Raw genomic sequence first — 21,740 nt, forward strand, 5'->3', positions numbered from 1 at the left:
GAGCAGGGTCCCTTGAACCCGCGCCGGATGGAGATCTGGCCGGTGCTGGCCGCGTAGAACCAGGCGATGGACTGGTAGGGGCCGACGAACCGGCTGCCCTTGCCCCAGAGCTGCTGGAGCTCGCGCTGGCCGAACTCGCCGCCGCCGGAGCCGGCCGCGGTGACCACACCGATGTCGAAGGGCGAACCGTCGGTGTCGCCGCGGCCGAGCCGGGCGTCTTCGAGTGCCAGGTCGGCCGCGGCCATCGCGAAGTGCGTGAAGCGGTCGGTCTGGACGATGAGACGTTCCTCGACGGCGGCCTCCGGGTCGAAGTCACGGACTTCTCCCGCCACCTTCATGGGCAGGTGCTCGCAGCCGTCGCGGGTCACCTTGTCGAGGACGTTGCGTCCCTCCTGGACGGATTTCCAGAAGGTCTCGGTGCTGGTTCCGTTGGGCGCGACGACACCGATACCGGTGACCGCAGCCCGCCGAGGACGGGATCCGCTCATCGTGTCCTTGTCCTTCCTCTCGGCCGGGTCAGGATCACCGCGGACTGGAAACCGCCGAACCCGCTGCCCACGGACAGGACGCCGCCCAGGGGCCGTTCGCGGGCGACCCGTGGCACGTAGTCGAGGTCGCACTCGGGGTCGGGGGTCTCGTAGTTCGCGGTGGGCGGGACGACCTGGTGGGCCAGGGCGAGCACGCAGGCGACGACCTCGATCGCGCCGATGGCGCCGAGCGAGTGGCCCACCATGGACTTGATGGAGCTCATGGGCGTGCTGTACGCGTGCTGCCCGAGCGCCTTCTTCACGGCCGCGGTCTCGTGGCGGTCGTTCTGCCGGGTGCCGGAGCCGTGCGCGTTGACGTAGTCGATGGCGGTGGGGTCGAGGCGGGCGTGGTCGAGGGCGGTCTCGATGGCGCGGGCCATCTCCAGGCCCTCGCTGGTGAGACCGGTCATGTGGTAGGCGTTGCCGAAGGTGGCGTAGCCGTCGAGCTGGCAGTAGATGTGCGCGCCGCGGGCCTTGGCGTGCTCCAGCTCCTCCAGGACGAGCACCGCGCCGCCCTCGCCCATGACGAACCCGTCACGGCGGTTGTCGAAGGGACGCGAGGCGTGCTCGGGGTCGTCGTTGTTCGGGGAGGTGGCCTTGATCGCGTCGAAGCAGGCCATGGTGATCGGGGAGATCGGGGAGTCCGAGGCACCGGCGATGCAGATGTCGGCGCGGCCCTCCTGCACGGTGTGGAAGGCGTAGCCGACGGCGTCCAGGCCCGAGGTGCAGCCGGTGGAGACGGTCTGCACCGGACCCTGGGCGCCGAAACGTTCCGCCACCGCGGAGGCGAGCGTGCTCGGCGAGAATGCCCGGTGCAGCTGGGGCCCCGCCTGCCGGTGGTCCACGTCCCAGTGCTGGCCGCCGGCGCTCACCAGGACGTAGTCGTGCTCCAGACGGGTGGTGCCGCCGACGGCCGTGCCCAGGGAGACCCCGATCCGCCAGGGGTCCTCCCGGCCGAAGTCGAGACCGGAGTCCCGGACCGCCTCGTCACCGGCGACCAGGGCGAACTGTATGTAACGATCCGCCCGTTCGATCTCCTCGGCGTCCAGGCCGTGCGCCGCCGGGTCGAAGTCGCACTCGGCGGCGATCCGCGACCTGAGGCCGGAGGGGTCGAAGAAGGTGATGCCGCGCGTCGCGGTCCGGCCGGAGGCGAGCAAGTCCCAGAACGCCGGTACGCCCACACCCCCCGGAGCCACGATGCCTATGCCCGTAACCGCCACGCGCCGGGTCACGACCGGACCTGCCCCACGGCGACGGCGGCTTCCGTCTCCTCCGTGTCGACATGACCCTGGCTCGGGCGCGGGGCCAGCGGACCGAGGTGGAAGACCATCCGGGCCTCGACATTGCCCACGTTGCGGAAGCGGTGGCGCATGTTGATGGGGATCATCAGCCCCTGCTCGGGCCGCAGCGGGTGCGGCTCGCCGTCCAGGTCGACCTCCATCTCACCGCAGACCACGTACACGAACTCCTCGGAGTACGGGTGGTAGTGCTCGGCGATGCGGTCGCCCGGCTGCACGATGGCCACACCCATGAAACCGCTGGTGGAACCCACCGTGGCCGGGGTGAGCATGGCGCGCAGATCGCCGCCGCGCCGCGTGTTGGGCTCGATCTCGCTGAGGTCCACGATCTTCGGAATGGGCTTCATCTCTACGTTCCTCCCTGAGGGTGATCCGGCGGTGGTGGGGTCAGGCGTCGGGCGAGCGGCGGTCGGTGAGGAGCCGCATCCGCACCGCGTCGCCGTCCAGCAGGGCGGTCAGCGCATGGGCCGGGGTGGCGTCCACGGGGGTGCCGGGCCGCTGCTCGACCAGTCGTACGACCACGTCGTCGCGCTGGAAGACCGTGCTGTGCAGCACCGGGCTCGCCGGGTCCTCGGCCGCGGCCTCGTCCTGCTGCGCGAGCAGCTCGGCGAGCCGCATCCCGCAGCCCGGGCGGGCCGGGTAGTACAGCGCGTGGCGGTCGCCCTCGGCCACCTCCTCGGCGCTGTTGACGTGGTGCACGGCAGGCAGCGCCGCGCGGGTGAAGAACACCCGTGCGGAGTCCTGGTCCTCGAGGTCGCGGTCCTGCTCCAGATAGGGGTTGATGGCCTCCTCGACGGCCCGCACCTCGGGCTGCTGGGCGACATGGCGCAGAGCGGCCATCAGGTCGCCGCGCACCTCGATGGCCCGCACCACCCGGTTGCCGTGCATGAACAAAGAGGTGCGGCACAGCCGGGTGGAGTCGTCGACCTCGGCCTGGGGCGAGGCGTAGTCCGCGAGGATCTTCGCGACCTTGGCCTCACTGCCCGGCCGGACCGTGAAGGTGAGCGCGTGGCGGATCACGCCGTCGCCCACCCGCGGCCCGTCCTGCAGGATCCGCTCGGCGTCCGCCGACGGCCCGCCGGTCTCGCGGACGACGTGGAAGCGGAGCGAACGGGTGTCGCGCACGCAGTTGTGCAGCGGCTTGACCATCTCCACGTGCTCCTCGCTGTTCACCCAGGCGAGGAACGGCGGGGCGCTCTCCCACTCGCTGGTGATCAGCCATTGCGAGGCGTTCTCGATCGACTGGCAGAGCTGGTCGCTGACGTGACCGGGCACCTGGGCGACCTGCTTGCACAGCTGCTCGTAGGACTCCAGGAACTGCTGCTGCGCGCCGTCGTAGACGTCCACCAGCAGGACGACCCGGAGCCGGGAGCCGTCGAAGACGGACTGGGAGACCCGTTTCGACACCGGGCGGGTCAGCTTTTCCGAAACCTTTTCCGAGATCGTCGTCATGCTTCGCACATCTCCTTCGCGGGGGCAGCGGCCTGCGCCTTCGCCGATGACGCGGCGTCAGCGCTTTTTGATCCTGTGCCGGTCCTCGGAAGCGCGCGACTCGCGTGAACCAGGTGGGTGATTGAGCACGCGGAACCCCTCCGGAAGGGGCATGGAAGTTCCAACGCACCTGACGCACCACCACCCGCCCCTGGAGTCCCCGTTGCAGCAGAGAACCGATCACCAGGTCCCCGTCCTCGTCGTGGGCGGCTCCCTCGTGGGCCTGTCCATGTCCCTCTTCCTGGGGCGCCTCGGCGTACGCCACATGCTCGTCGAACGGCACTCCGGGACCTCGATCCATCCACGCGGCCGGGGCAACAACGTGCGGACGATGGAGCTGTTCCGGAAGGCCGGCATCGAGCCCGCCATCAAGTCCGCCGCCTCACTCCTCGCCGACAACCACGGCATCCTGCAGACCCCGACGCTGGTCGGCGACGCCGGCGAATGGCTGTTCAAGGAGATCGACCCGGGCGGCGGAATCGCGAAGTTCAGCCCTACGGGGTGGTGCCTGTGCAGCCAGAACGACCTCGAACCCGTGCTCCGCCAGGCGGCCGAGTCCCTCACCGGCGACCTGCGCTACTTCCACGAGATGGAGTCCTTCGAGCAGGGCCCCGAAGGGGTGACGGCGTACGTCCGCGACCGTGACTCCGACCGGATGTACACCGTCCGCGCGGACTACCTGGTCGCCGCCGACGGCCCGCGCAGCCCGGTCCGGGGCCGGCTCGGCATCGGCCAGACGGGCCCCGGCGACCTGTTCGCCAACGTCAGCATCACCTTCCGCTCCAAGCTGCTCGCCCACACCGTCGGGGACCGGCGGTTCATCTGCTGCTACCTCACCGACCCCGAGGCGGACGGCGCGCTGCTGCCCGTCGACAACAAGGAGCACTGGGTCTTCCACGCCCCCTGGCACCCCGAACGCGGCGAAACCCTCGACGAGTTCACCGAGGAACGGCTCACCCGGCACATCCGCCGGGCGGTCGGCGTCCCCGACCTCGACGTCGAGATCACCGGCCGCGCCTCCTGGCGGGCCGCCGAACGGGTCGCCGAACGGTACGGGTCCGGGCGGGTCTTCCTGGCCGGCGACTCCGCGCACGAGATGTCCCCGACCGGCGCGTTCGGCTCCAACACCGGCATCCAGGACGCGCACAACCTGGCGTGGAAGCTGGCGGCCGTCCTCGACGGCTGGGCCGGCCCCGGGCTGCTGGAGTCCTACGACGCCGAGCGCCGCCCGGTCGCCCTGGCCACCAGCGCCCGCGCCTCGGCCCGCTCGGTGGAGCACAGCCACCCCGGCTTCGCGCCCGCGCCCGGCATCGGCGCCGGCAAGCGCGGCGGCATCCTCAACATCGTCCTCGGCTACCGGTACCCGAAGGGCGCGGTCGCCGGCGCGGACCCCGGCCGGCCGGTCGTACCCGATGGGATGAACCTGACCGGGCAGCCGGGCAGCCGGGCCCCCCACCTGTGGCTGCGCCGCGCGGACGAACGGCTCTCCACGCTCGACCTGTACGAGCGGTCCCTGGTGCTGCTCAGCGACGCGGGCTCGGCGGCCGGCGGGGCCTGGCACGCGGCCGCCCGCCGGATCGCGGACACGGAGCGGCTACGCCTGGACACGTACCGGATCGGGGCGGCGGGAGCGGACCTCGTCCACGACGGGGAGGGCATGGACTGGGCGGCGGCACACGGCACGACGGCGGACGGCGCGGTGCTGGTGCGGCCGGACGGATTCGTGGCCTGGCGCTCGCAGGAGGCGGTACCGGACCCGGAGGGAGAACTGCGGGACGTACTGGCCCGGCTGCTGCGGAGACGGTGAGCCGGGGGTGGGGTGGAGACGCTTACCGGCGCTTGCAGGGTGCCGCCGCGCCCACCCTCCCTCACTCTCGGCTTCGCTCGAGCGGGGGACCCCCATCGCCCCTGCGGCACGACTGGCCGCAGCTATGTAGCTGACGCGACTACGGCGCCCCGTCAGGGGCGCGGGGAACCGCGCGATCAGCCCTCACCGGCCCGCAGTCAGATCCGCACCTCGACGGTCTTCGCCAGCCGGTCGTGCAGCCCCCTGCCGTCGCGGTCCCACACCAGCGCCGGGATCGCGAGGCACAACAGCGCCGTGCGGGCCAGCGCGCGCAGCGGCTGCACCCGCCCCGTCCCCACGCCGACCACCCGCAGCCGGAACAGCCGCTTACCCGGCGTGAAGCCGAGCGTACCGACGGTCAGGACCCCCAGGACGAAGAAGACGAGCAGGGCCCAGTTGCCGGTAGCCGGGCTGTAGCCGTCGGTGATCAGGCCGTATGCGATCAAGACGCACAGCGCCCAGTCCACGACCAGCGCTCCGAGCCGCCGCCCCGGACGGGCGATGGAGCCCGGCCCGTCCTCCGGCAGACCCAGCTGCTCGCCCCGGTACCCGAACTCCGCACCGGCCTCTTCCATGGCCGCGCGGGGTCCCGAGAGCCACGATCCGATTGCTTGCCTGTTGTCCACCCGAACACGGTACTGCCCGGGCAAACTCCCGGGGTCCGGCGGGGTGCCCCGGGGCTACGGTGGAACAAGGCCGGTTAACTTCAGCGAAACAAATGGGTCACGCCCGAGAAATCACCCGTCCCTAGGGTCGAGGACAGCGTGTGCCACCGCACTGGCCGCACGAACGAACTACCACCCCGGCGCGGGAACGCCCGGAAGTAGGAGGAGCTGGATGTTCCAGAACGCCGACGAGACCAAGAAGTTCATCGCTGACGAGGACGTCAAGTTCGTCGACGTCCGGTTCTGCGACCTGCCGGGCGTCATGCAGCACTTCACGGTGCCCGTCGATGCGTTCGACCCGGACGAGGAGCTCGCCTTCGACGGATCCTCGATCCGTGGTTTCCAGGCGATCCACGAGTCCGACATGGCGCTGCGCGCGGACCTGTCGACGGCCCGGGTCGACCCCTTCCGCCGCGACAAGACGCTCAACATCAACTTCTTCATCCACGACCCGATCACGGGCGAGCAGTACTCCCGTGACCCGCGCAACGTGGCGAAGAAGGCGGAGGCGTACCTCGCGTCGACCGGTATCGCCGACACCGCGTACTTCGGCCCCGAGGCCGAGTTCTACGTGTTCGACAGCGTCCGCTTCGCGACCACCGCGAACGAGTCCTTCTACCACATCGACTCCGAGGCGGGTGCCTGGAACACCGGCGCCCTGGAGGACAACCGTGGGTACAAGGTCCGCTACAAGGGCGGCTACTTCCCGGTCCCGCCGGTCGACCACTTCGCCGACCTGCGCGCCGAGATCTCCCTGGAGCTGGAGAAGAACGGCCTGAAGGTCGAGCGCCAGCACCACGAGGTGGGCACCGCCGGCCAGGCGGAGATCAACTACAAGTTCAACACGCTGCTCGCGGCCGCCGACGACCTGCAGCTCTTCAAGTACATCGTGAAGAACGTGGCCTGGCGCAACGGCAAGACCGCGACCTTCATGCCGAAGCCGATCTTCGGAGACAACGGCTCGGGCATGCACGTGCACCAGTCGCTGTGGGCCAACGGCGACCCGCTGTTCTACGACGAGGCCGGCTACGCGGGCCTGTCGGACACCGCCCGCTACTACATCGGCGGCATCCTCAAGCACGCCCCGTCGCTGCTCGCCTTCACCAACCCGACGGTGAACTCGTACCACCGCCTGGTGCCCGGCTTCGAGGCCCCGGTGAACCTGGTGTACTCGCAGCGCAACCGCTCGGCCGCGATGCGTATCCCGATCACGGGTTCGAACCCGAAGGCCAAGCGCGTCGAGTTCCGCGCGCCCGACTCCTCCGGCAACCCGTACCTCGCCTTCTCGGCGCTGCTGCTCGCGGGCCTGGACGGCATCAAGAACAAGATCGAGCCGGCCGAGCCGATCGACAAGGACCTCTACGAGCTGGCCCCCGAGGAGCACGCGGGCGTCCCGCAGGTCCCGACCTCCCTCCCGGCCGTCCTCGACCGCCTGGAGGCCGACCACGAGTTCCTGCTCGCGGGCGACGTCTTCACGCCGGACCTGATCGAGACGTGGATCGACTTCAAGCGCACCAACGAGATCGCCCCGCTGCAGCTGCGTCCGCACCCGCACGAGTTCGAGCTGTACTTCGACGTGTGACAGACGCCGTTCGCGGCTCTCGGCGCCCCCGTTCCTGGTTTCTCAGGACGGGGGCGTCGTCGTATCGTGCGGGTGTACTCATGTTCGAGACGGGGGAACCATGATGTCCCAACAGGGTGACGAGGAGCAGGAGTTCGACCTGCGCTGGGCCGACCGGGCGGAGCACAAGGAGCCGTCCGCGCGGGCCCGGATGCTGGCCGCGCGCTGGAAGGAGAACCCGCCCGGCCCAGTACCGTTCCGGGCGGACCCGGGGCCGGTGGAGCCACGCCGGTCGTCGTGGGTGTCCACGGTCCTGGTACTGGGGTGCGTGGTGGCGGTGATCGTCCTGCTGGGGTACATACAGACCCGGTCGCCGTACTGACCCGGTCGCCGTCCCGACGGCGCCGCGCGTTCACAGCGACCTTTTGCCGCCACTAGGTACGTTCGGGGCCTCCTCATTGCCCCCGGCAGGTGCACACTGGACAGCGGGACGAGTGCCTGACTGCGGGGTGATGGCAGATGCAGAGCCGCTTCCGGAGCGACCGGCGACTGACCGTGCGAATGACGGTCACGCTGTTCCTGCTCGGGTTGTTGTACGTGGGCTTCGTTGCCGCGTTGATCGTGTTGCTGAAGTCGTGGCTGCTGGTCGTCGTACTGGTGGGCGCGATGTTCGTGGCACAGTTCTGGTTCTCCGACCGGATCGCGATGTTCGCCATGCGCGGGCGGGTCGTAGAGCGGGAGGAGTATCCCGAGCTGCATGCGGTGGTGGACCGGCTGTGTGCCATCGCCGACATGCCGAAACCCGTGGTCGCCGTGTCCGAGATGGACATGCCGAACGCGTTCGCCACCGGGCGCAACCCCGATCACGCCGTGGTCTGCGTGACCACGGGCCTGCTGCGGCGGCTGGAGCCCGCCGAGCTGGAGGGGGTGCTCGCGCACGAGCTGTCGCACGTGGCGCACAAGGACGTCGCCGTGATCACGATCGCGTCGTTCCTGGGTGTGATCGCGGGGCTGATCGTGCGGTTCGCCTTCTACTCGCAGATCTTCGGCGGAGGCAGGCGGGACCAGAACACGGCCGCCGTCTTCGCCATCGTGATCGGGGTCTCCGCGGCCGTGTACGCGCTCAGTTTCCTGCTGATCAGGGCACTGAGCCGGTATCGGGAGCTGGCCGCCGACCGGGCGGCCGCCCAGCTCACCGGGCGCCCCTCCGCGCTGGCGTCGGCGCTCACCAAGGTCTCCGGGGACATCGCCCGGATCCCGACCAAGGACCTGCGGACCGCCCAGGCCTTCAACGCGTTCTACTTCACCCCGGCGACCGGCAAGGAGCCCGGCATCGAGCGCTTCTTCTCCACCCACCCGACCCTGGAAGCACGGCTGGAGCAGCTGGGGCGGATCTCGGCGGAGCTGGGTGAGGCGGCGACGCCCGGGAAGGCCGGGTGAGCATGGGGTTCCTGGACATCCTGCTCGGCCGCACCAAGCCCGTCGCTCCCGACCTGGACCAGTTGTTCGCGCTGCCGTCGGCGGCGGTGACCCTGGAGGCGGCGGCCGGGTTCCGGCCGACCGGCCTGGGAGCGGTGTGCTTCGCCACCGTGGAGGGCGCGGCCTTCGAGCAGACCCACCGCGAGGTGCAGGCGCTGCTCGACGCGGACGCCGACCGGGGCGACTCCCCGGTCGAACTGCACCAGGACGACTACGGCTACTCCTGGCTGGTCTCGCGGCGCACCCCGGACCAGCTTCCGCAGCTGGTCAACGACCTGCACGCGGTGAACAGTTCGATGGAGGTCAACGGCTTCGGCCCGCAACTGCTCTGTTCCCTGGCCTCCTTCGAGGACGAGCGCGGGCGCAGGCTCGCGCTCGTCTATCTCTACAAGCGGGCGACGTTCTACCCCTTCGCGCCACTGCCCGGGTCCGGTGAACGGCGGGACAGCGCACTGGAGTTGCAGGTGAAGGCGACCCTCGCGAACGACCTGCGGATCGAGCAGGACCTCAGCCGCTGGTTCCCGGTGTGGGGCGCCCCCGGCCTCTGACCGGCCGGGGACACCCGCCTACGGGTCCTTACTGACCCTTGTTCCGCTGCTGACGCCGGACCTCCAGAGGGCGCTCGCGCCGGTAGCGGCGCTCCCACTTGGCCTGACGGTCACGGCGGTCGCGGTACGTCTTGTAGTCGTTCGGCATGCCCCCGCCCCCGCCGGACGGACTGCCCGACGAGGATGCCGACGACGAGCCGCGCCCGTAGTGGACGTACAGGAAGAGCAGGGCGACGGCGGCGAGCCACCAGTTGTGGTTTCCGAATCCGAGGATGACCAGAACGACAGTTCCGGATAGGACGATGGTGCCCATGACGGGTCTCCGTGGCGTGGGTGTGTGAGCGGTCGACGGATCCGACGGCACGCGGGGGACGGGCGGCCGTCCGTCGGTGCGTAGCAGAGTAGCCCCGAGTCCCCGGGACGCGGTCGGCCCTGGGGAAAGCGGTGGTGGACCGCTCCGGAACGCATCTCCAGCGTAGGGATCCGGTCACTCGGCGTGCATCCCGTTTTCGGGACCGCCCGCATGACGGGAGCCCCCGCACCAGTGGACGGGGCCGGCTCAGACCCCGGGTGCCGCCGCCAGGACGCCCGCCGTGACGGCCGCGTCGAGGACGGCGTGGTCGGTGGCGGTCTGGTCGGCGTAGGCGAGCGCGAAGTCGGTGATCGCGTGGTCGAAGGTGTCGGTACCGCCCAGGTAGGCGGCGATGGCGATGCGGTCACCGGAGCGGGCGTGGGCGCGTGCCAGGGTCGTACCGCACAGGGCGGCGTAGCCGCGCAGGCCCTTCGGGTCCATGGCGGCGATCTCGGCGGAGCCCCTCATGTCCCGCAGCTGGCGCCAGTAGAAGGCACGGCCCTGGGGGCCCGTCATCCAGCCGAGGAAGATGTCCCCGGCGGCCTGAAGCAGTCGCTGTCCGGCGACGACCCGGTGGCCCGGGTGGGCGTACGGCCCGTTCGGCAGATGCTGCTCCAGCACGGACTTGCGGGCCTCCTTGATCTGGAGGAACAGCGGGTCGTCGGCGTCCCGGCCGGCCAGCAGCACGATGAAGCAGCGGGTGCCGACACTGCCGACGCCGACGACCTTGCGGGCCGCGTCGACGAAGCGGTAGCGGTCGAGGAGGAGCCGGCGCTCCCCGGCGAGGGTGGAGCGGTAGTCGCTGAAGATCTTGCGCAGCGAGGCCATGTCGGGGGCGCCGGCGGGTTCGAGGAGCGGCGGGTCCTGGATGATGCGGCGCCGGCCGCCGACCACCTCGGTGAGCGTGCCGAGCGCGTGCAGGCTGGTACGGCGCCGGGCCCGGGTCAGGCTGTCCTCGATCCGGCACCGGCGGCGCGCGGAGCGGACCAGGTGCGGCAGCCCGTCGGCGTCGACCCGCTCGTGCCAGACGGCGAGTTCGCCGAGCCCGGCCAGCCGCCGTATGGCGGTCCGGTAGGCGGCCACCGCCGCCCGGGTCGCCGCCCGCGCCCGCACGTCGCTGTGCCCGTTCTCGCGGGCGGCGACGGCGACCGAGACGGCGAGCCGTTCGACGTCCCACTCGAAGGGCCCGGGGAACGTCTCGTCGAAGTTGTTGAGGTCGAAGACCAGGGTCCGCTCCGGGGAGGCGTAGAGCCCGAAGTTCAGCAGATGCGCGTCGCCGCACAGCTGCACGGTGAGTCCGGTGTGCGGCCGGCCGGCGAGGTCGGCGGCCATCACGGCGGCCGCGCCCCGCAGGAACGCGAAGGGCGAGGCGGCCATCCGCCCGTACCGGATGGGCAGCAGTTCGGGCACCCGGTCACGGCCCTGCCGCTCCAGTACGGCGACGGGGTCGGGCCGGTCGACGGAGGGCAGCCAGAAGGCGTGCGCGGAGCGGGGAGCGCGCTTGCGCGCGGCCTTGCCGCGGGCGGCACGCTCGGCCGGTGTGGTCATACGGCGCTCCCCTGTGTCGACTGCTCCCTCCGACACCTGCTGATCGCAGTGAAGGGCGTACCAAGGGGGTCCGCATGCCGGGGCCAGCGAACGGGTGACCGGGGGCGGGAGCCCCCGGTGACGAGGGCGCCGGGAGCCGCGTCGGACACACGGCACCCGGCGCCACCGGCTCACCGTGAGTAGCGCATCAGCGCCCGCACCATGTGGCACGTGGTGTCCGACGGCGGATGGACGCCGATGCTCAGCGCCGTGCTCCGGATCGTCTCGTCGCGCGCCTGGTTGGGCAGGTAGACGCCGGAGTCGAGCAGGGCGATGGCGAGGCGCATGGCCTTGAGGCGGCGGTTGTGCGTGACGTACCACTCGCGTGGCCGCCCGGCCGGCAGCGGGCGTTTCTCCGCCGGCGCGTAGGGCGAGTCGAGCAGGACGGCACGCTTCGCGGTGGACTGGGTCGGCAACGGCTTCGGCTTCAGTGCGGCAGCGGGCACAGGCATCCTCCTGTCGCGGTCAGAGGGCCTCCGGACACCCCGGCGACTCTCTCGAACACTGCTTCCAGTGTACTGGCCGCCACTGACAATCGTGGGTCCTGAACGATCCGTCAAAACAGCAGGTGATGAAGGGAATTGAGGTTCCGGTTCAGCGGTTTCGGATGGTGCGCGTGGGGCCGCAGAAATTCGAACAAGGCTAGCCGTCGGTCTCCCGCCCGTGGCCGGATCCGAGCACGCTGACGCCGCGCAGGACGACATCCCCACGAGGACGGTCGCCCGACCCGGTGGGGGTCGCGGCGATGGCGTCGACGACCTGCCGGCCGGCCGCGTCGAGGACCTCGCCGAAGATGGTGTGCTTGCGGTTCAGCCAGGTGGTGGGTGCCACGGTGATGAAGAACTGCGAGCCGTTGGTGTTCGGGCCGGCGTTGGCCATCGCCAGCCGGTACGGCCTGTCGAACTTCAGGTCGGGGTGGAACTCGTCCCGGAACCGGTAGCCGGGGCCGCCCGTTCCGGTTCCCAGCGGGTCGCCGCCCTGGATCATGAACCCTTCGATCACCCGGTGGAAGACGGTGTCGTCGTAGAGCCTGGCCCGGGTTCTGCGGCCGCTGAGCGGATCGGTCCACTCCCGCTTCCCCTCGGCGAGTTCGACGAAGTTCTTTACGGTGTCGGGCGCGTGGTCCGGCAGGAGCCGCAGCGCGATGTCCCCGAGGCTGGTGTGCAGGACGGCGAGGAGTTCACCGACGGGGACGCGGTGATGGGCCGGCGCGCCGGCGGGCGCCCGGTTGAGCGGCACCGCCGTCGGGACGGGCTGCGCCGGCCCCTCCCCACCAGCCGCCGCACCCTCCCGACTACCCGCCACACCCACTCCACCGGCGCCTGCCCTGTCCACCCCGTTTCCGGTCCCCGCCACACCCACCCCACCGGTGCCCGCCGCGCCCGTCCCGCTCTCGGTCCACCGGTTCCGTACGAGCGTGATGCCGTGTCCGCCGTTGCGTGCGCGTTGCTGCGGCTTCGGTCTGGACTTGGCGGTGAGTTCCCGGTGGACGTGCCAGAACAGGGTGTCCATCTGCAGGAGTTCGGCCCCGCCGGGCACGCCCCGGCCGAGCGCGGCGATCAGTTCGCCGGTGAACGCGGTGTACCTCTCCCCCTCCGGCGCCCAGGCCGTCCTGGTCTCGGTCGAGGCCGTCATCAGATAGGTGCCGTCCGCCTCGGCCAGGGTGGCGAGCGTGCCGTCCGCTCCCAGGTGGCCGGTCATCGCCCGGCCGGCGTAGCAGCAGTCGAGGATGACGACCTTGCGGGGCGCGTCGCACTCGTACACCAGCATCCGGCGGATCGCGTCGTAGGGCACCGCCCGGTAGAGCCTGCTCGCGTCCGCGCGGGGCAGGGCCAGGTACAGGTCGCCGTCCTGGGACACCAGTCCATGGCCCGCGAAGTACACCAGCATCAGGTCGGTCGCCTCGGTGGCGGCGTCGTGGACGGCGTCCAGGACCGCTTCCGGGGACGCGGGATCGTGCAGGACGCGGCAGTTGGGGCGGCGCAGTCCCCACAGGTCGGCGGCGCGGAGCAGGGCCGCGAGGTCGTCGACGCCGTCGGCCACGGAGGGCAGTCCGGGCAGGGTGGCGTAGTCGCTCACGCCGATCAGCAGCGCGCGGGAGCCGACCGGGTCGGGCAGGCCCATCACGACCCTCCCGGGGTTCCCGGCGTTCCCGCCCCGGTCCCGTCCGGGTCCGCCGCGTCCGCCGCGTCCGCCGCGTCCTGCGGCCGGCCGGCCGGTTCCTCCAGGGCGGCGACGATGCGGCGTACGGTCTCGGCGGAGCCGTCGTGCACGGTGACGGACCGGCCATCCCCGAGCTGGATGACGATCGGCGGGGCGGCCGGCCGCTGGCCGCGCCAGGCGGCGTACGCGAGCGCCAGGTTCAGCGCCGAGAAGCCCTGGCCGAGGACCAGCTCGATGATCTCGACCGCGCCCATGGCGGTGCCCGGGCGCTGCTCCGCCGCGTCCGGTGCGGACACCAGGGCGGGCCTGGCCGAGCGGCGCACGTCCGGATCCTCGCGCAGCCATCGGTACAGATCTCGTACGGCGTCCTGCCCGCCGTCCGATGCCGCCGTCGTCGTCGCCATCAGGACCCGCATCGCTCCCCCGATTCCGTTCGCCGTCCGACCACGATAGGGAAAAAGGCCACCGAGGGTGATCCGTCCGCGTTGCGGGGTCACCGGTGCGGCCGGCGGGCGCGGCGGTGTGGCTACCGTGGCCGGTATGGAGATCTGGATCAACCCGGCCTGCTCGAAGTGCCGTACCGCGATCGGCCTGCTCGATGCCGAGGGAGCCGACTACACCGTCCGCCGTTATCTGGAGGACGTGCCGGGCGAGGGCGAGATCAGGGCCGTGCTGGAACGGCTCGGGCTCGAACCCTGGGACATCACCCGTACCCAGGAGGCGGTGGCGAAGGAGCTGGGACTGAAGGGGTGGCCGCGCGACGAGGCGGCGCGCGACCGCTGGATCACGGCGCTCGCCGAGCACCCGAAGCTCATCCAGCGGCCGATCATCACCGCGGACGACGGGACGGCACTGGTCGCCCGCACCGACGAGGCCGTGCAGGAAGCGCTGGCCAGGAGCAGGAGTTGAATCTCCCTCAACTCCGATGTGACGTACGTTACTTCAGTGACTCCTGTAACCGCTGAGTAACGGCGTTCGGTACCTCGTACATAGCGGCGTACGCTCCCCCACCCCTCTTCAGGAGGCGCGCATGTCGCGTAGGAGAACTCTCGGCGCCAAGAAGTCGATCGCACTGCTGGTCGGCGCCGCAGCCGTCGCCGGCGGCGGGGCCTTCGTCCTGGCGTCCACCTCGAACGCTTCGCAGACCCCGCAGAACGCGAAGACCCTGTCGTCGGCCGCGGACTCGACGGTCTGCTCGGGGCTGGCCACCGCCCTCGGCAACAACCAGAAGTTCATCGCGGACCAGAAGGCGAACCCGGACTCCCAGTCGGCGGCCCGGATCACCAACCGCGAAGCGGTGATCGCGCAGATCAAGGTCCAGCAGAAGGCGTCCGGCTGCGTCGTTGGGGAGTCGGCTCAGGGCTCCCAGGCGGCGGGCGGTGCGCAGACGGGCCAGACCGGTCAGACGGGCCAGCAGGCCGCCACGCCGGCGCCCTCGAAGAGCGCGGCCACCGGGAACACCGGAGGCGGCGCCGCCGCGGGCCAGCAGGTCTGCAACGGCTCGACTGTCACGCTGTCCGGCGAGGCCGGCGCCCCGGCCGCCTCCAGCAACCAGTTCCCGGCGGGAACCACGCTGAAGGTCACCAACCTGGACAACAACAAGTCCACGACGGTGAAGGTCACCTCGGTGTCCGGCAGTTGCGTGCTGCTCAACAACGCCGCCTTCGAACAGGTCCGGGAGCCCGGCAAGTTCCTGATCCGCCGGGCCCTGATCCAGAAGGTCGGCTGATCGACGAGGCGGGTTACGGCTCGGCCGCCGGCTTTCACGGAGGGAAAGCCGGCGGCCGCCGTGCACGGCGCCCGAAATGGGCTCCGTACCCCGCCCGCCCGCGTCTCACAACGTGAGTCGCACCACAGAACCGCCAGGTAACACCGGGTTCACATTCGAGCAATGATCGGGAAATCGCCTGTTGACAGGCTGCCGGGCAACACCGAGGCGCCCCAGTGCCGTAGCGCCACTGCACCCGCAAGTGCGCCCGACCCACCCCGAAGGATGTGGCCCGTGACCTTCAAGGCTGAGTACATCTGGATCGACGGCACCGAGCCGACGGCCAAGCTGCGTTCGAAGACGAAGATCATCGCGGGCGCCCCCGCCGGTCTCGACGCGCTGCCGATCTGGGGCTTCGACGGGTCCTCCACGAACCAGGCCGAGGGGCACTCCTCGGACCGTGTGCTGAAGCCGGTCTTCACCTGCCCGGACCCGATCCGCGGCGGCGACGACGTACTCGTCCTGTGCGAGGTCCTGGACATCGACTTCACCGCGCACTCCTCCAATACGCGTGCCGCGCTGGTCGAGGTCGCGGAGAAGTTCGCCGCGCAGGAGCCGATCTTCGGCATCGAGCAGGAGTACACCTTCTTCGACGGCGCCCGTCCGCTGGGCTTCCCCGAGGGCGGCTTCCCGGCCCCCCAGGGCGGCTACTACTGCGGTGTCGGCGCCGACGAGATCTTCGGCCGCGAGATCGTCGAGGCCCACCTCGACAACTGCCTCAAGGCGGGTCTGGCGATCTCCGGCATCAACGCCGAGGTCATGCCCGGCCAGTGGGAGTTCCAGGTCGGCCCGGTCTCCCCGCTGGAGGTCTCCGACCACCTGTGGGTGGCCCGCTGGCTGCTCTACCGCACCGCCGAGGACTTCGGCGTCTCCGCCACCCTCGACCCCAAGCCGGTCAAGGGCGACTGGAACGGCGCCGGCGCGCACACCAACTTCTCCACCAAGGCGATGCGCGAGGGCTACGACGCGATCATCACCGCCTGCGAGTCCCTCGGCGAGGGCTCCAAGCCGCTCGACCACGTCAAGCACTACGGCGCCGGCATCGACGACCGTCTGACGGGCCTGCACGAGACCGCCCCGTGGAACGAGTACTCCTACGGCGTCTCCAACCGCGGTGCCTCGGTCCGTATCCCGTGGCAGGTCGAGAAGGACGGCAAGGGCTACATCGAGGACCGCCGCCCGAACGCCAACGTCGACCCGTACCTGGTGACCCGGCTGATCGTCGACACCTGCTGCACCGCCCTGGACAAGGCCGGCCAGGTCTGATCCGCGCTCTCCCCGCAGGGGCGTCCACCGTCACGGTGGGCGCCCCTGCGGCGTTGTCGGTGGCGCGTGCCATGGTGGGCGCATGGAGATCGACGAGGTGCTCGCCGTCAACGCCTGGACGGAGAACGGGCAGAGGTACCTGTGGAGTTCGCCGGACGAGCTACGGCAGGCGGTGCACGGGCTCGGCGCGACCGGGAACCGCTTCCTGATCGCCCAGCGCGTCCCGGACCTGCCGAAGGTGTTCGCGCAGGTGTGGCACGAGGCGGGCGGCGACTACCGCCTCGAACACCGGCGCGGCGCGGACGAGTTCTCCGGCACCGGCCTCACGGACCCGGACCGGGTGGCGGACCTGCTGGCCGGCTGGGCGCGGGAGGACGACGGCTGGGACGCGGGCGTGGCCTGGGAACCGGTCCCGGTGCCGCCGCGCGAGGAGGTACCCGCGCTCGCGGCCGACGTGGCGGCCCGCGCCGAGGAGCAGGTGCATGCCCAGCTCCGGGACGGCTACCTGGGGATCGACCGGCTCGTCCAGGAGACCGTGGACCTGATGGCGGACGACGACCGGGAGGGCGCCGCGCCGGTCTCCTCGGCCCAGGCGCGCGAGATCGTGGAGCGGCTCTGGGTGGCGCGGGTGGCGGAGCAGCGGACGTGGGCCGGGCTCACCGACCCGGACCGGCTGACACGGGCGTTCACGGCCCTGGAGCGCGAAGGCGTCGTCGCCCGCGAGGACTTCACCTGCTGCCGCTCCTGCGGCATGGCCGAGATCGGCGCCGAGGCCGAGGACGCGGGCAGGACCCGGGGCTTCGTCTTCTTCCACCACCAGGGCACCCGCTCCGCCGCCGAGGGCCACGGCCTCAGCCTCTACTACGGCGGCTTCGACGGTTCCGCGGGGACCACCACGGCCGTCGGCCGCGCGGTGGTGGCCGCCCTCGCCGCCGCCGGGCTGTCCGCAGTGTGGGACGGCAATCCGGACAAGGCGATCGAGCTCACCCCGCTGACCTGGCACAAACGCCTGGTGGGATGAGACGGGCAGCATCAGGATCCCGCCAGGGGCGCGTCCAAGCAGTGAGAGGAGGGTCCTGTTTCCGGGCTGTGTCTGCTTCAATGGGCGCATGGTCAGCTACCAGAAGTACACCGCGACGGGTCGCCATGACCTCGAGCCCTTCTGGCCTTCCCGTCAGCACCACGACTTCGACCGGGTGTGTTGCCGCGCGATGAACGCGCGGGCCCTCTAAAGCCGTACACCCCGGCCTTCGGCCAGCGCGAAACGCAGAACGTCCCGGCGCGCCCGACCACGAATCGCGGCCGTCGTCCCGACCGACGAACTCCTCGCGCGAAAGAGCTGACGTCTCATGGCGACCACTCGTTCTCTCTCCCCCGCCTCCGCCCACGCCTCCTCCGCCGGCCGGCACCGGCTGCGTGCCGTCGACCGGGACGAGGTGGTGGACATGGCGGACTTCCTGCCGCCGGGGGCCACCTGGCTGCCCGCCCCGCAGCACACCCTGCCCACCCTGCCGGGCCAGCCGCCGATGATCGGCTATCTGGTGCTGGTGCCGGCGGACCAGCGGCCGCCGTTCCTGCCCGTCGCGGTGCCGGACGCGCAGGAGCAGATCGACACACCGGCCGAGCGGGCCACGAGCGGCACCCGGCCGCTCGTCACCGTCGACTCCGGGCAGCGCACCGCCCAGGTCGACGGGCGCGAACTCGACCTCACCTACCTGGAGTTCGAGCTCCTCGCCCATCTGGTCGCGCACCCGAACCGGGTGCACACCCGCGATCAGCTGGTCACCACGGTCTGGGGCTACGGCCATGTCGGCGACGGCCGCACGGTCGACGTCCACGTCGCCCGCCTGCGCCGCAAGCTCGGCGCGGAGCACCGGGGCGCGATCCAGACGGTCCGCCGGGTCGGCTACAAGTACACCCCGCCGACCGGCCGCTGACGAGCCGCTCTGCCCTCGGCAGAGTCCCGTTCCGTCCGGCGTCCCCTCCGGGCACGATCACCGGCATGAGACTTCTCGTACTGGGTGGTTCCGAGTTCGTGGGGCGGGCCGTCGTGACGGCGGCGCTGGGGCGCGGCTGGGAGGTGACCGTCTTCCACCGGGGACAGCACCGGCCCCCGCCGGGCGTGCGCGCGCTGCACGGCGACCGCACCGCACCCGACGGTCTCGCCGCCCTCGCCGACGGCACCGAATGGGACGCGGTCGTCGACACCTGGTCGGCCGCGCCCCGTGCCGTGCGGGAGACGGCACGGCTGCTGCGGGACCGCGCGGGACGGTACGCGTACGTGTCGAGCTGCTCGGTGTACGACTGGCCGCGCCCGGCCGGTTTCGCCGAGGACGCGGCCCTGGTGACGGGGGCCGCGGCCGACGCCGGGCCGACCGAGTACGCGCAGGACAAGCTGGGCGGTGAGCTGGCCGCCGTGGAGTCCTTCGGCGCGGACGGCTCGGTGCTGGTGCGGGCCGGGCTGATCCTCGGGCCGTACGAGAACGTCGGCCGGCTGCCCTGGTGGCTGAACCGGATCGCCCGGGGCGGCCCGGTGCTGGCACCGGGCCCGCACGACCTGCCCGTCCAGTTCGTGGACGCCCGCGACCTCGCCGAGTGGACCCTGGGCGCGGTCGAGCGGGGCCTGTCGGGGCCGTACAACCTGGTCGGCCCGCCCGGCCACACCACGATGGGCGCGCTGCTGGAGGCGTGCCGCGAGGTCACGGGCTCGGCCGCGGAGCTCCGCTGGACCGACCCCGAGGTGATCCTCGCCGCCGGGATCGAGCCGTGGGTCCAGCTGCCGGTGTGGGTGCCGCCGGGGAGCGAGTTGCACGACGCCGTGCATCGCATGGACGTGTCGCGGGCGGTGGCGACGGGGCTGGTGTGCCGTTCGGCTTCGGAGACCGTGGCGGATACGTGGGGGTGGCTCCGGGGGGCCGGTGGCGAGGCACCGCTCCGGCCGGACCGTACGGTCAAGGGGCTGGACCGGGATGTCGAAGCGAGGGTGCTCGGCCTTCCGGCAGGAGGGTCGTGATCAAGCCGCGGGTCGGTGGGGGCTTGTCGCGCCCACGCGGCGGAGCCGCATGTCGGACACAGCCCCGCGCCCCTGACGGGGCGCTGCAGTCCCCAGGGTGTACGTAGCACCACCCCCTCACATGGGGCTTCGGGCCAGTGACCCGTGGAGAGGTGGTCGGACAGACTGGCCGCATGACGACGAACACGAACAGCGGCGGTTTTCGCGGCAGGGTCCGTGAGGTGCTGCTGGCCGCCGTGCGGGGGCTGGTGCTGGCGCTGGTGATGCCGGCGATCTCGATCCTCTGCTTTGTCCTGACGGCGGTCTCCGTCGCGCTGATCCCGACCGGCCTCGGCATCCTCACGACCCCCTGGATCCTCGGCGGTGTGCGGGACGTGGCGGACGTGCGGCGGCGGCTCGCGTACGAGTGGTGCGGGGTGCGGATCCCGTCGGCGTACCGGCCGGTGCCGGCGAACGCCAACCCCTGGACCCGCACCCTCGCACTGCTCCAGGACCCGCAGGTCGGGCGGGACGTGCTGTGGCTGCTGGTGGACATGACGGCCGGGTTCGTGACGGCGCTGCTGCCGGCGGTGCTCGTGTTCTATCCCTTCGAGGGGTTCGCGCTGGCGGCGGGACTGTGGCGGACCATGACGGGCGGGCCGTACGGGAAGTACGGGCCGTACTGGTACGGCTTCGTGCCGGTCAGCGGGCAGGCCACCGCGTTCGCCGCCGCCGGGCTCGGCGCCGTCATCCTCGTCGCCGCCTACCGCTACGCCCCGGCCCTGCTGACCGTCCACTTCAAGCTCACCCGCGCCGTCCTCGACACCGGTCAGGGCGAACTCGTCGAGCGCGTACGGGTGTTGACCGAGACCCGGAAGGACGCGGTGGACACCTCGGCGGCCGAGCTGCGCCGGATCGAACGGGATCTGCACGACGGGGCCCAGGCCCGGCTGGTCGCCATGGGCATGGACCTGGGGACCATCGAGATGCTCCTGGACAAGGATCCGGAGAAGGCGAAGCAGTTGCTCGCGCAGGCCCGGCAGGCGTCCGTGGAGGCCCTGGGGGAACTGCGCGACCTGGTGCGGGGCATCCATCCGCCGGTGCTGGCCGAGCGCGGCCTCGGGGACGCGGTACGGGCGCTGGCGCTGCGGCTGCCGGTGCCCACGGAGGTGACCGTGGACCTGCCGGGCCGGGCGGACGCACCGGTGGAGGCGGCCGCGTACTTCGCGGTGAGCGAGGTGCTCACCAACGCGGTCAAGCACTCCGGCGCCGACCGGATCTGGGTCGACCTGCATCACGTGCCGGAGGGCACGGGCATGCTGCGGATCTCGGTCACCGACCACGGCAGGGGCGGCGCGGTCATCGGCGCCGGGTCGGGACTCGCCGGGGTCGAGCGGCGGCTCGGTACATTCGACGGCGTCCTGGCCGTCAGCAGCCCCGCGGGCGGCCCCACCATGGTCACCATGGAGATTCCGTGCGCGTTGTCCTAGCCGAAGACCTGTTCCTGCTGCGCGACGGGCTGGTCCGGCTGCTGGAGGCCTACGACTTCGAGATCGCGGCCGCCGTCGAGACCGGCCCCGAACTCACCCGGGCGCTGGCCGAGTTGGAGCCGGACGTGGCGGTGGTGGACGTACGGCTGCCGCCCACGCACACCGACGAGGGGCTGCAGTGCGCGCTCACCGCCCGGCGGGACCGGCCGGGGCTGCCGGTGCTGGTCCTCTCCCAGCACGTGGAGCAGCTGTACGCGCGGGAGCTGCTGGCCGACGGCAGCGGCGGGGTGGGGTATCTGCTGAAGGACCGGGTGTTCGACGCGGAGCAGTTCGTGGACGCCGTACGGCGGGTCGCGGCCGGCGGTACGGCCATGGACCCGCAGGTGATCCAGCAGCTGCTGTCCCGGCGTTCCGGCGACCGGCCGCTGGAGGGCTTGACACCGCGCGAGCAGGAGGTGCTGGAGCTGATGGCGCAGGGCCGTTCGAACGCGGCGATCGCCGGGCAGCTCGTCGTCACGGAACGGGCCATCGCCAAACACACCTCCAACATCTTCACCAAACTCGGACTTGAGGTGTCGGACGATGACAATCGGCGCGTCCTCGCGGTGCTCGCGTATCTGGACCGCGACCGCTGATTTTCCAGAAATCTCCCTGCTCAAACGGCAGTTGTGCCCCAAGTGCGTAACAAATCTCTGATGAATTTGTGA

General features: G+C 71.3%; 23 protein-coding genes and 1 pseudogene. 13 read left to right on the forward strand and 11 right to left on the reverse strand.

What is annotated here, in order from left to right; all coding sequences use genetic code 11:
• The 4 genes from ACFWXC_RS39765 to ACFWXC_RS39780 form a co-directional block, all read right to left on the reverse strand.
• The coding region (locus tag ACFWXC_RS39765) for a beta-ketoacyl synthase N-terminal-like domain-containing protein (protein WP_384486794.1) at positions 1-488 on the reverse strand (488 nt) is incomplete at its 3' end.
• Positions 485-1,759 carry a beta-ketoacyl-[acyl-carrier-protein] synthase family protein gene (locus ACFWXC_RS39770; RefSeq protein WP_384486796.1) on the reverse strand — a complete coding sequence of 425 codons (1,275 nt, stop codon included), beginning with the start codon at positions 1,757-1,759 and terminating at the stop codon, positions 485-487. The genes ACFWXC_RS39770 and ACFWXC_RS39765, both read right to left, overlap by 4 nt.
• Positions 1,756-2,172 (reverse strand): cupin domain-containing protein, encoded by a 417-nt coding sequence (locus ACFWXC_RS39775; protein ID WP_351732132.1) that lies wholly within the window; start codon positions 2,170-2,172, stop codon positions 1,756-1,758. Before ACFWXC_RS39775 ends, ACFWXC_RS39770 begins: the two co-directional genes overlap by 4 nt.
• A 40-nt stretch (positions 2,173-2,212) precedes the next feature.
• Positions 2,213-3,277 (reverse strand): SchA/CurD-like domain-containing protein, encoded by a 1,065-nt coding sequence (locus ACFWXC_RS39780; protein ID WP_384486799.1) that lies wholly within the window; start codon positions 3,275-3,277, stop codon positions 2,213-2,215.
• Between the two features lie 202 nt (positions 3,278-3,479).
• On the opposite strand from ACFWXC_RS39780, the gene ACFWXC_RS39785 reads away from it, so the two are divergent.
• Positions 3,480-5,123 carry an FAD-dependent oxidoreductase gene (locus tag ACFWXC_RS39785; RefSeq protein ID WP_384486801.1) on the forward strand — a complete coding sequence of 548 codons (1,644 nt, stop codon included), beginning with the start codon at positions 3,480-3,482 and terminating at the stop codon, positions 5,121-5,123.
• A gap of 197 nt (positions 5,124-5,320) precedes the next feature.
• Here ACFWXC_RS39785 and ACFWXC_RS39790 read toward each other — a convergent pair whose 3' ends face one another.
• Positions 5,321-5,788 carry an RDD family protein gene (locus ACFWXC_RS39790; RefSeq protein ID WP_384486802.1) on the reverse strand — a complete coding sequence of 156 codons (468 nt, stop codon included), beginning with the start codon at positions 5,786-5,788 and terminating at the stop codon, positions 5,321-5,323.
• 211 nt (positions 5,789-5,999) lie between these two features.
• Here ACFWXC_RS39790 and glnA point away from each other — a divergent pair, with 211 nt between their 5' ends.
• From glnA to ACFWXC_RS39810, 4 genes are all read left to right on the forward strand, one after another.
• Entirely contained in the window at positions 6,000-7,409 is a 1,410-nt protein-coding gene (glnA, locus tag ACFWXC_RS39795) for a type I glutamate--ammonia ligase (RefSeq protein WP_351732124.1), read from the forward strand.
• Positions 7,410-7,512: 103 nt separating this feature from the next.
• The gene (locus ACFWXC_RS39800; protein ID WP_384486942.1) at positions 7,513-7,770 is read left to right on the forward strand and encodes a hypothetical protein; all 258 of its coding nucleotides are present in this window, start codon (positions 7,513-7,515) and stop codon (positions 7,768-7,770) included.
• 137 nt (positions 7,771-7,907) lie between these two features.
• Positions 7,908-8,828 (forward strand): zinc metalloprotease HtpX, encoded by a 921-nt coding sequence (htpX, locus tag ACFWXC_RS39805; RefSeq protein WP_384486804.1) that lies wholly within the window; start codon positions 7,908-7,910, stop codon positions 8,826-8,828.
• Positions 8,829-8,830: 2 nt separating this feature from the next.
• Entirely contained in the window at positions 8,831-9,415 is a 585-nt protein-coding gene (locus ACFWXC_RS39810) for a hypothetical protein (protein ID WP_384486944.1), read from the forward strand.
• A 28-nt stretch (positions 9,416-9,443) separates the two neighbouring features.
• Here ACFWXC_RS39810 and ACFWXC_RS39815 read toward each other — a convergent pair whose 3' ends face one another.
• From ACFWXC_RS39815 to ACFWXC_RS39840, 6 genes and pseudogenes are all read right to left on the reverse strand, one after another.
• Positions 9,444-9,728 (reverse strand): hypothetical protein, encoded by a 285-nt coding sequence (locus tag ACFWXC_RS39815; protein WP_384486806.1) that lies wholly within the window; start codon positions 9,726-9,728, stop codon positions 9,444-9,446.
• A gap of 246 nt (positions 9,729-9,974) precedes the next feature.
• On the reverse strand, positions 9,975-11,315 hold the full coding sequence (locus ACFWXC_RS39820; RefSeq protein ID WP_384486808.1) for a DUF2252 domain-containing protein: 1,341 nt from the start codon (positions 11,313-11,315) through the stop codon (positions 9,975-9,977).
• 170 nt (positions 11,316-11,485) lie between these two features.
• Entirely contained in the window at positions 11,486-11,800 is a 315-nt protein-coding gene (locus ACFWXC_RS39825; RefSeq protein WP_384486810.1) for a hypothetical protein, read from the reverse strand.
• 196 nt (positions 11,801-11,996) lie between these two features.
• Positions 11,997-12,593 carry a peptidylprolyl isomerase gene (locus ACFWXC_RS39830; RefSeq protein ID WP_384486946.1) on the reverse strand — a complete coding sequence of 199 codons (597 nt, stop codon included), beginning with the start codon at positions 12,591-12,593 and terminating at the stop codon, positions 11,997-11,999.
• A 237-nt stretch (positions 12,594-12,830) separates the two neighbouring features.
• Positions 12,831-13,478, reverse strand: a pseudogene (locus ACFWXC_RS39835) (caspase domain-containing protein); the annotation flags it as partial.
• The gene (locus tag ACFWXC_RS39840) at positions 13,478-13,921 is read right to left on the reverse strand and encodes a hypothetical protein (protein WP_384486812.1); all 444 of its coding nucleotides are present in this window, start codon (positions 13,919-13,921) and stop codon (positions 13,478-13,480) included. The pseudogene ACFWXC_RS39835 and the gene ACFWXC_RS39840, both read right to left, overlap by 1 nt.
• 136 nt (positions 13,922-14,057) lie before the next feature.
• Here ACFWXC_RS39840 and ACFWXC_RS39845 point away from each other — a divergent pair, with 136 nt between their 5' ends.
• The 8 genes from ACFWXC_RS39845 to ACFWXC_RS39880 all read left to right on the forward strand — a co-directional run bounded on the left by ACFWXC_RS39845 (position 14,058) and on the right by ACFWXC_RS39880 (position 21,668).
• Positions 14,058-14,426 (forward strand): arsenate reductase family protein, encoded by a 369-nt coding sequence (locus ACFWXC_RS39845; protein WP_384486814.1) that lies wholly within the window; start codon positions 14,058-14,060, stop codon positions 14,424-14,426.
• Positions 14,427-14,547: 121 nt separating this feature from the next.
• Positions 14,548-15,246, forward strand: coding sequence for a hypothetical protein (locus ACFWXC_RS39850; RefSeq protein ID WP_384486816.1), 699 nt, complete (start codon positions 14,548-14,550; stop codon positions 15,244-15,246).
• A 273-nt stretch (positions 15,247-15,519) separates the two neighbouring features.
• On the forward strand, positions 15,520-16,551 hold the full coding sequence (glnII, locus tag ACFWXC_RS39855; protein ID WP_384486818.1) for a glutamine synthetase: 1,032 nt from the start codon (positions 15,520-15,522) through the stop codon (positions 16,549-16,551).
• Positions 16,552-16,633: 82 nt separating this feature from the next.
• Complete coding sequence (locus ACFWXC_RS39860; RefSeq protein ID WP_384486820.1) at positions 16,634-17,572, forward strand: DUF6891 domain-containing protein; 939 nt, start codon at positions 16,634-16,636, stop codon at positions 17,570-17,572.
• A 328-nt stretch (positions 17,573-17,900) separates the two neighbouring features.
• Positions 17,901-18,488, forward strand: coding sequence for a winged helix-turn-helix domain-containing protein (locus tag ACFWXC_RS39865; RefSeq protein ID WP_384486822.1), 588 nt, complete (start codon positions 17,901-17,903; stop codon positions 18,486-18,488).
• Between the two features lie 65 nt (positions 18,489-18,553).
• Positions 18,554-19,564: an NAD-dependent epimerase/dehydratase family protein gene (locus ACFWXC_RS39870; protein WP_384486824.1), complete on the forward strand. Its 1,011-nt coding sequence runs from the start codon at positions 18,554-18,556 to the stop codon at positions 19,562-19,564.
• A 173-nt stretch (positions 19,565-19,737) separates the two neighbouring features.
• Positions 19,738-21,033, forward strand: coding sequence for a sensor histidine kinase (locus ACFWXC_RS39875; RefSeq protein WP_384486826.1), 1,296 nt, complete (start codon positions 19,738-19,740; stop codon positions 21,031-21,033).
• Positions 21,018-21,668 (forward strand): LuxR C-terminal-related transcriptional regulator, encoded by a 651-nt coding sequence (locus tag ACFWXC_RS39880; protein WP_384486828.1) that lies wholly within the window; start codon positions 21,018-21,020, stop codon positions 21,666-21,668. Before ACFWXC_RS39875 ends, ACFWXC_RS39880 begins: the two co-directional genes overlap by 16 nt.
• Positions 21,669-21,740 lie beyond the last annotated feature (72 nt).

The organism is Streptomyces sp. NPDC058683 (assembly GCF_042716195.1).
In the GTDB taxonomy this organism is placed as follows: domain Bacteria; phylum Actinomycetota; class Actinomycetes; order Streptomycetales; family Streptomycetaceae; genus Streptomyces.

Excerpts from the sequence above, each read along its gene's own strand:
- ACFWXC_RS39780 (WP_384486799.1), bottom strand. The coding sequence starts at position 3,277 with ATGACGACGATCTCGGAAAAGGTTTCGGAAAAGCTGACCCGCCCGGTG.
- ACFWXC_RS39845 (WP_384486814.1), top strand. The coding sequence starts at position 14,058 with ATGGAGATCTGGATCAACCCGGCCTGCTCGAAGTGCCGTACCGCGATC.
- ACFWXC_RS39870 (WP_384486824.1), top strand. The coding sequence starts at position 18,554 with ATGAGACTTCTCGTACTGGGTGGTTCCGAGTTCGTGGGGCGGGCCGTC.
- ACFWXC_RS39775 (WP_351732132.1), bottom strand. The coding sequence starts at position 2,172 with ATGAAGCCCATTCCGAAGATCGTGGACCTCAGCGAGATCGAGCCCAAC.
- htpX (WP_384486804.1), top strand. The coding sequence starts at position 7,908 with ATGCAGAGCCGCTTCCGGAGCGACCGGCGACTGACCGTGCGAATGACG.
- ACFWXC_RS39875 (WP_384486826.1), top strand. The coding sequence starts at position 19,738 with ATGACGACGAACACGAACAGCGGCGGTTTTCGCGGCAGGGTCCGTGAG.
- ACFWXC_RS39865 (WP_384486822.1), top strand. The coding sequence starts at position 17,901 with ATGGCGACCACTCGTTCTCTCTCCCCCGCCTCCGCCCACGCCTCCTCC.
- glnA (WP_351732124.1), top strand. The coding sequence starts at position 6,000 with ATGTTCCAGAACGCCGACGAGACCAAGAAGTTCATCGCTGACGAGGAC.
- ACFWXC_RS39810 (WP_384486944.1), top strand. The coding sequence starts at position 8,831 with ATGGGGTTCCTGGACATCCTGCTCGGCCGCACCAAGCCCGTCGCTCCC.
- ACFWXC_RS39840 (WP_384486812.1), bottom strand. The coding sequence starts at position 13,921 with ATGGCGACGACGACGGCGGCATCGGACGGCGGGCAGGACGCCGTACGA.
- ACFWXC_RS39850 (WP_384486816.1), top strand. The coding sequence starts at position 14,548 with ATGTCGCGTAGGAGAACTCTCGGCGCCAAGAAGTCGATCGCACTGCTG.
- ACFWXC_RS39820 (WP_384486808.1), bottom strand. The coding sequence starts at position 11,315 with ATGACCACACCGGCCGAGCGTGCCGCCCGCGGCAAGGCCGCGCGCAAG.
- ACFWXC_RS39800 (WP_384486942.1), top strand. The coding sequence starts at position 7,513 with ATGTCCCAACAGGGTGACGAGGAGCAGGAGTTCGACCTGCGCTGGGCC.
- ACFWXC_RS39815 (WP_384486806.1), bottom strand. The coding sequence starts at position 9,728 with ATGGGCACCATCGTCCTATCCGGAACTGTCGTTCTGGTCATCCTCGGA.
- ACFWXC_RS39860 (WP_384486820.1), top strand. The coding sequence starts at position 16,634 with ATGGAGATCGACGAGGTGCTCGCCGTCAACGCCTGGACGGAGAACGGG.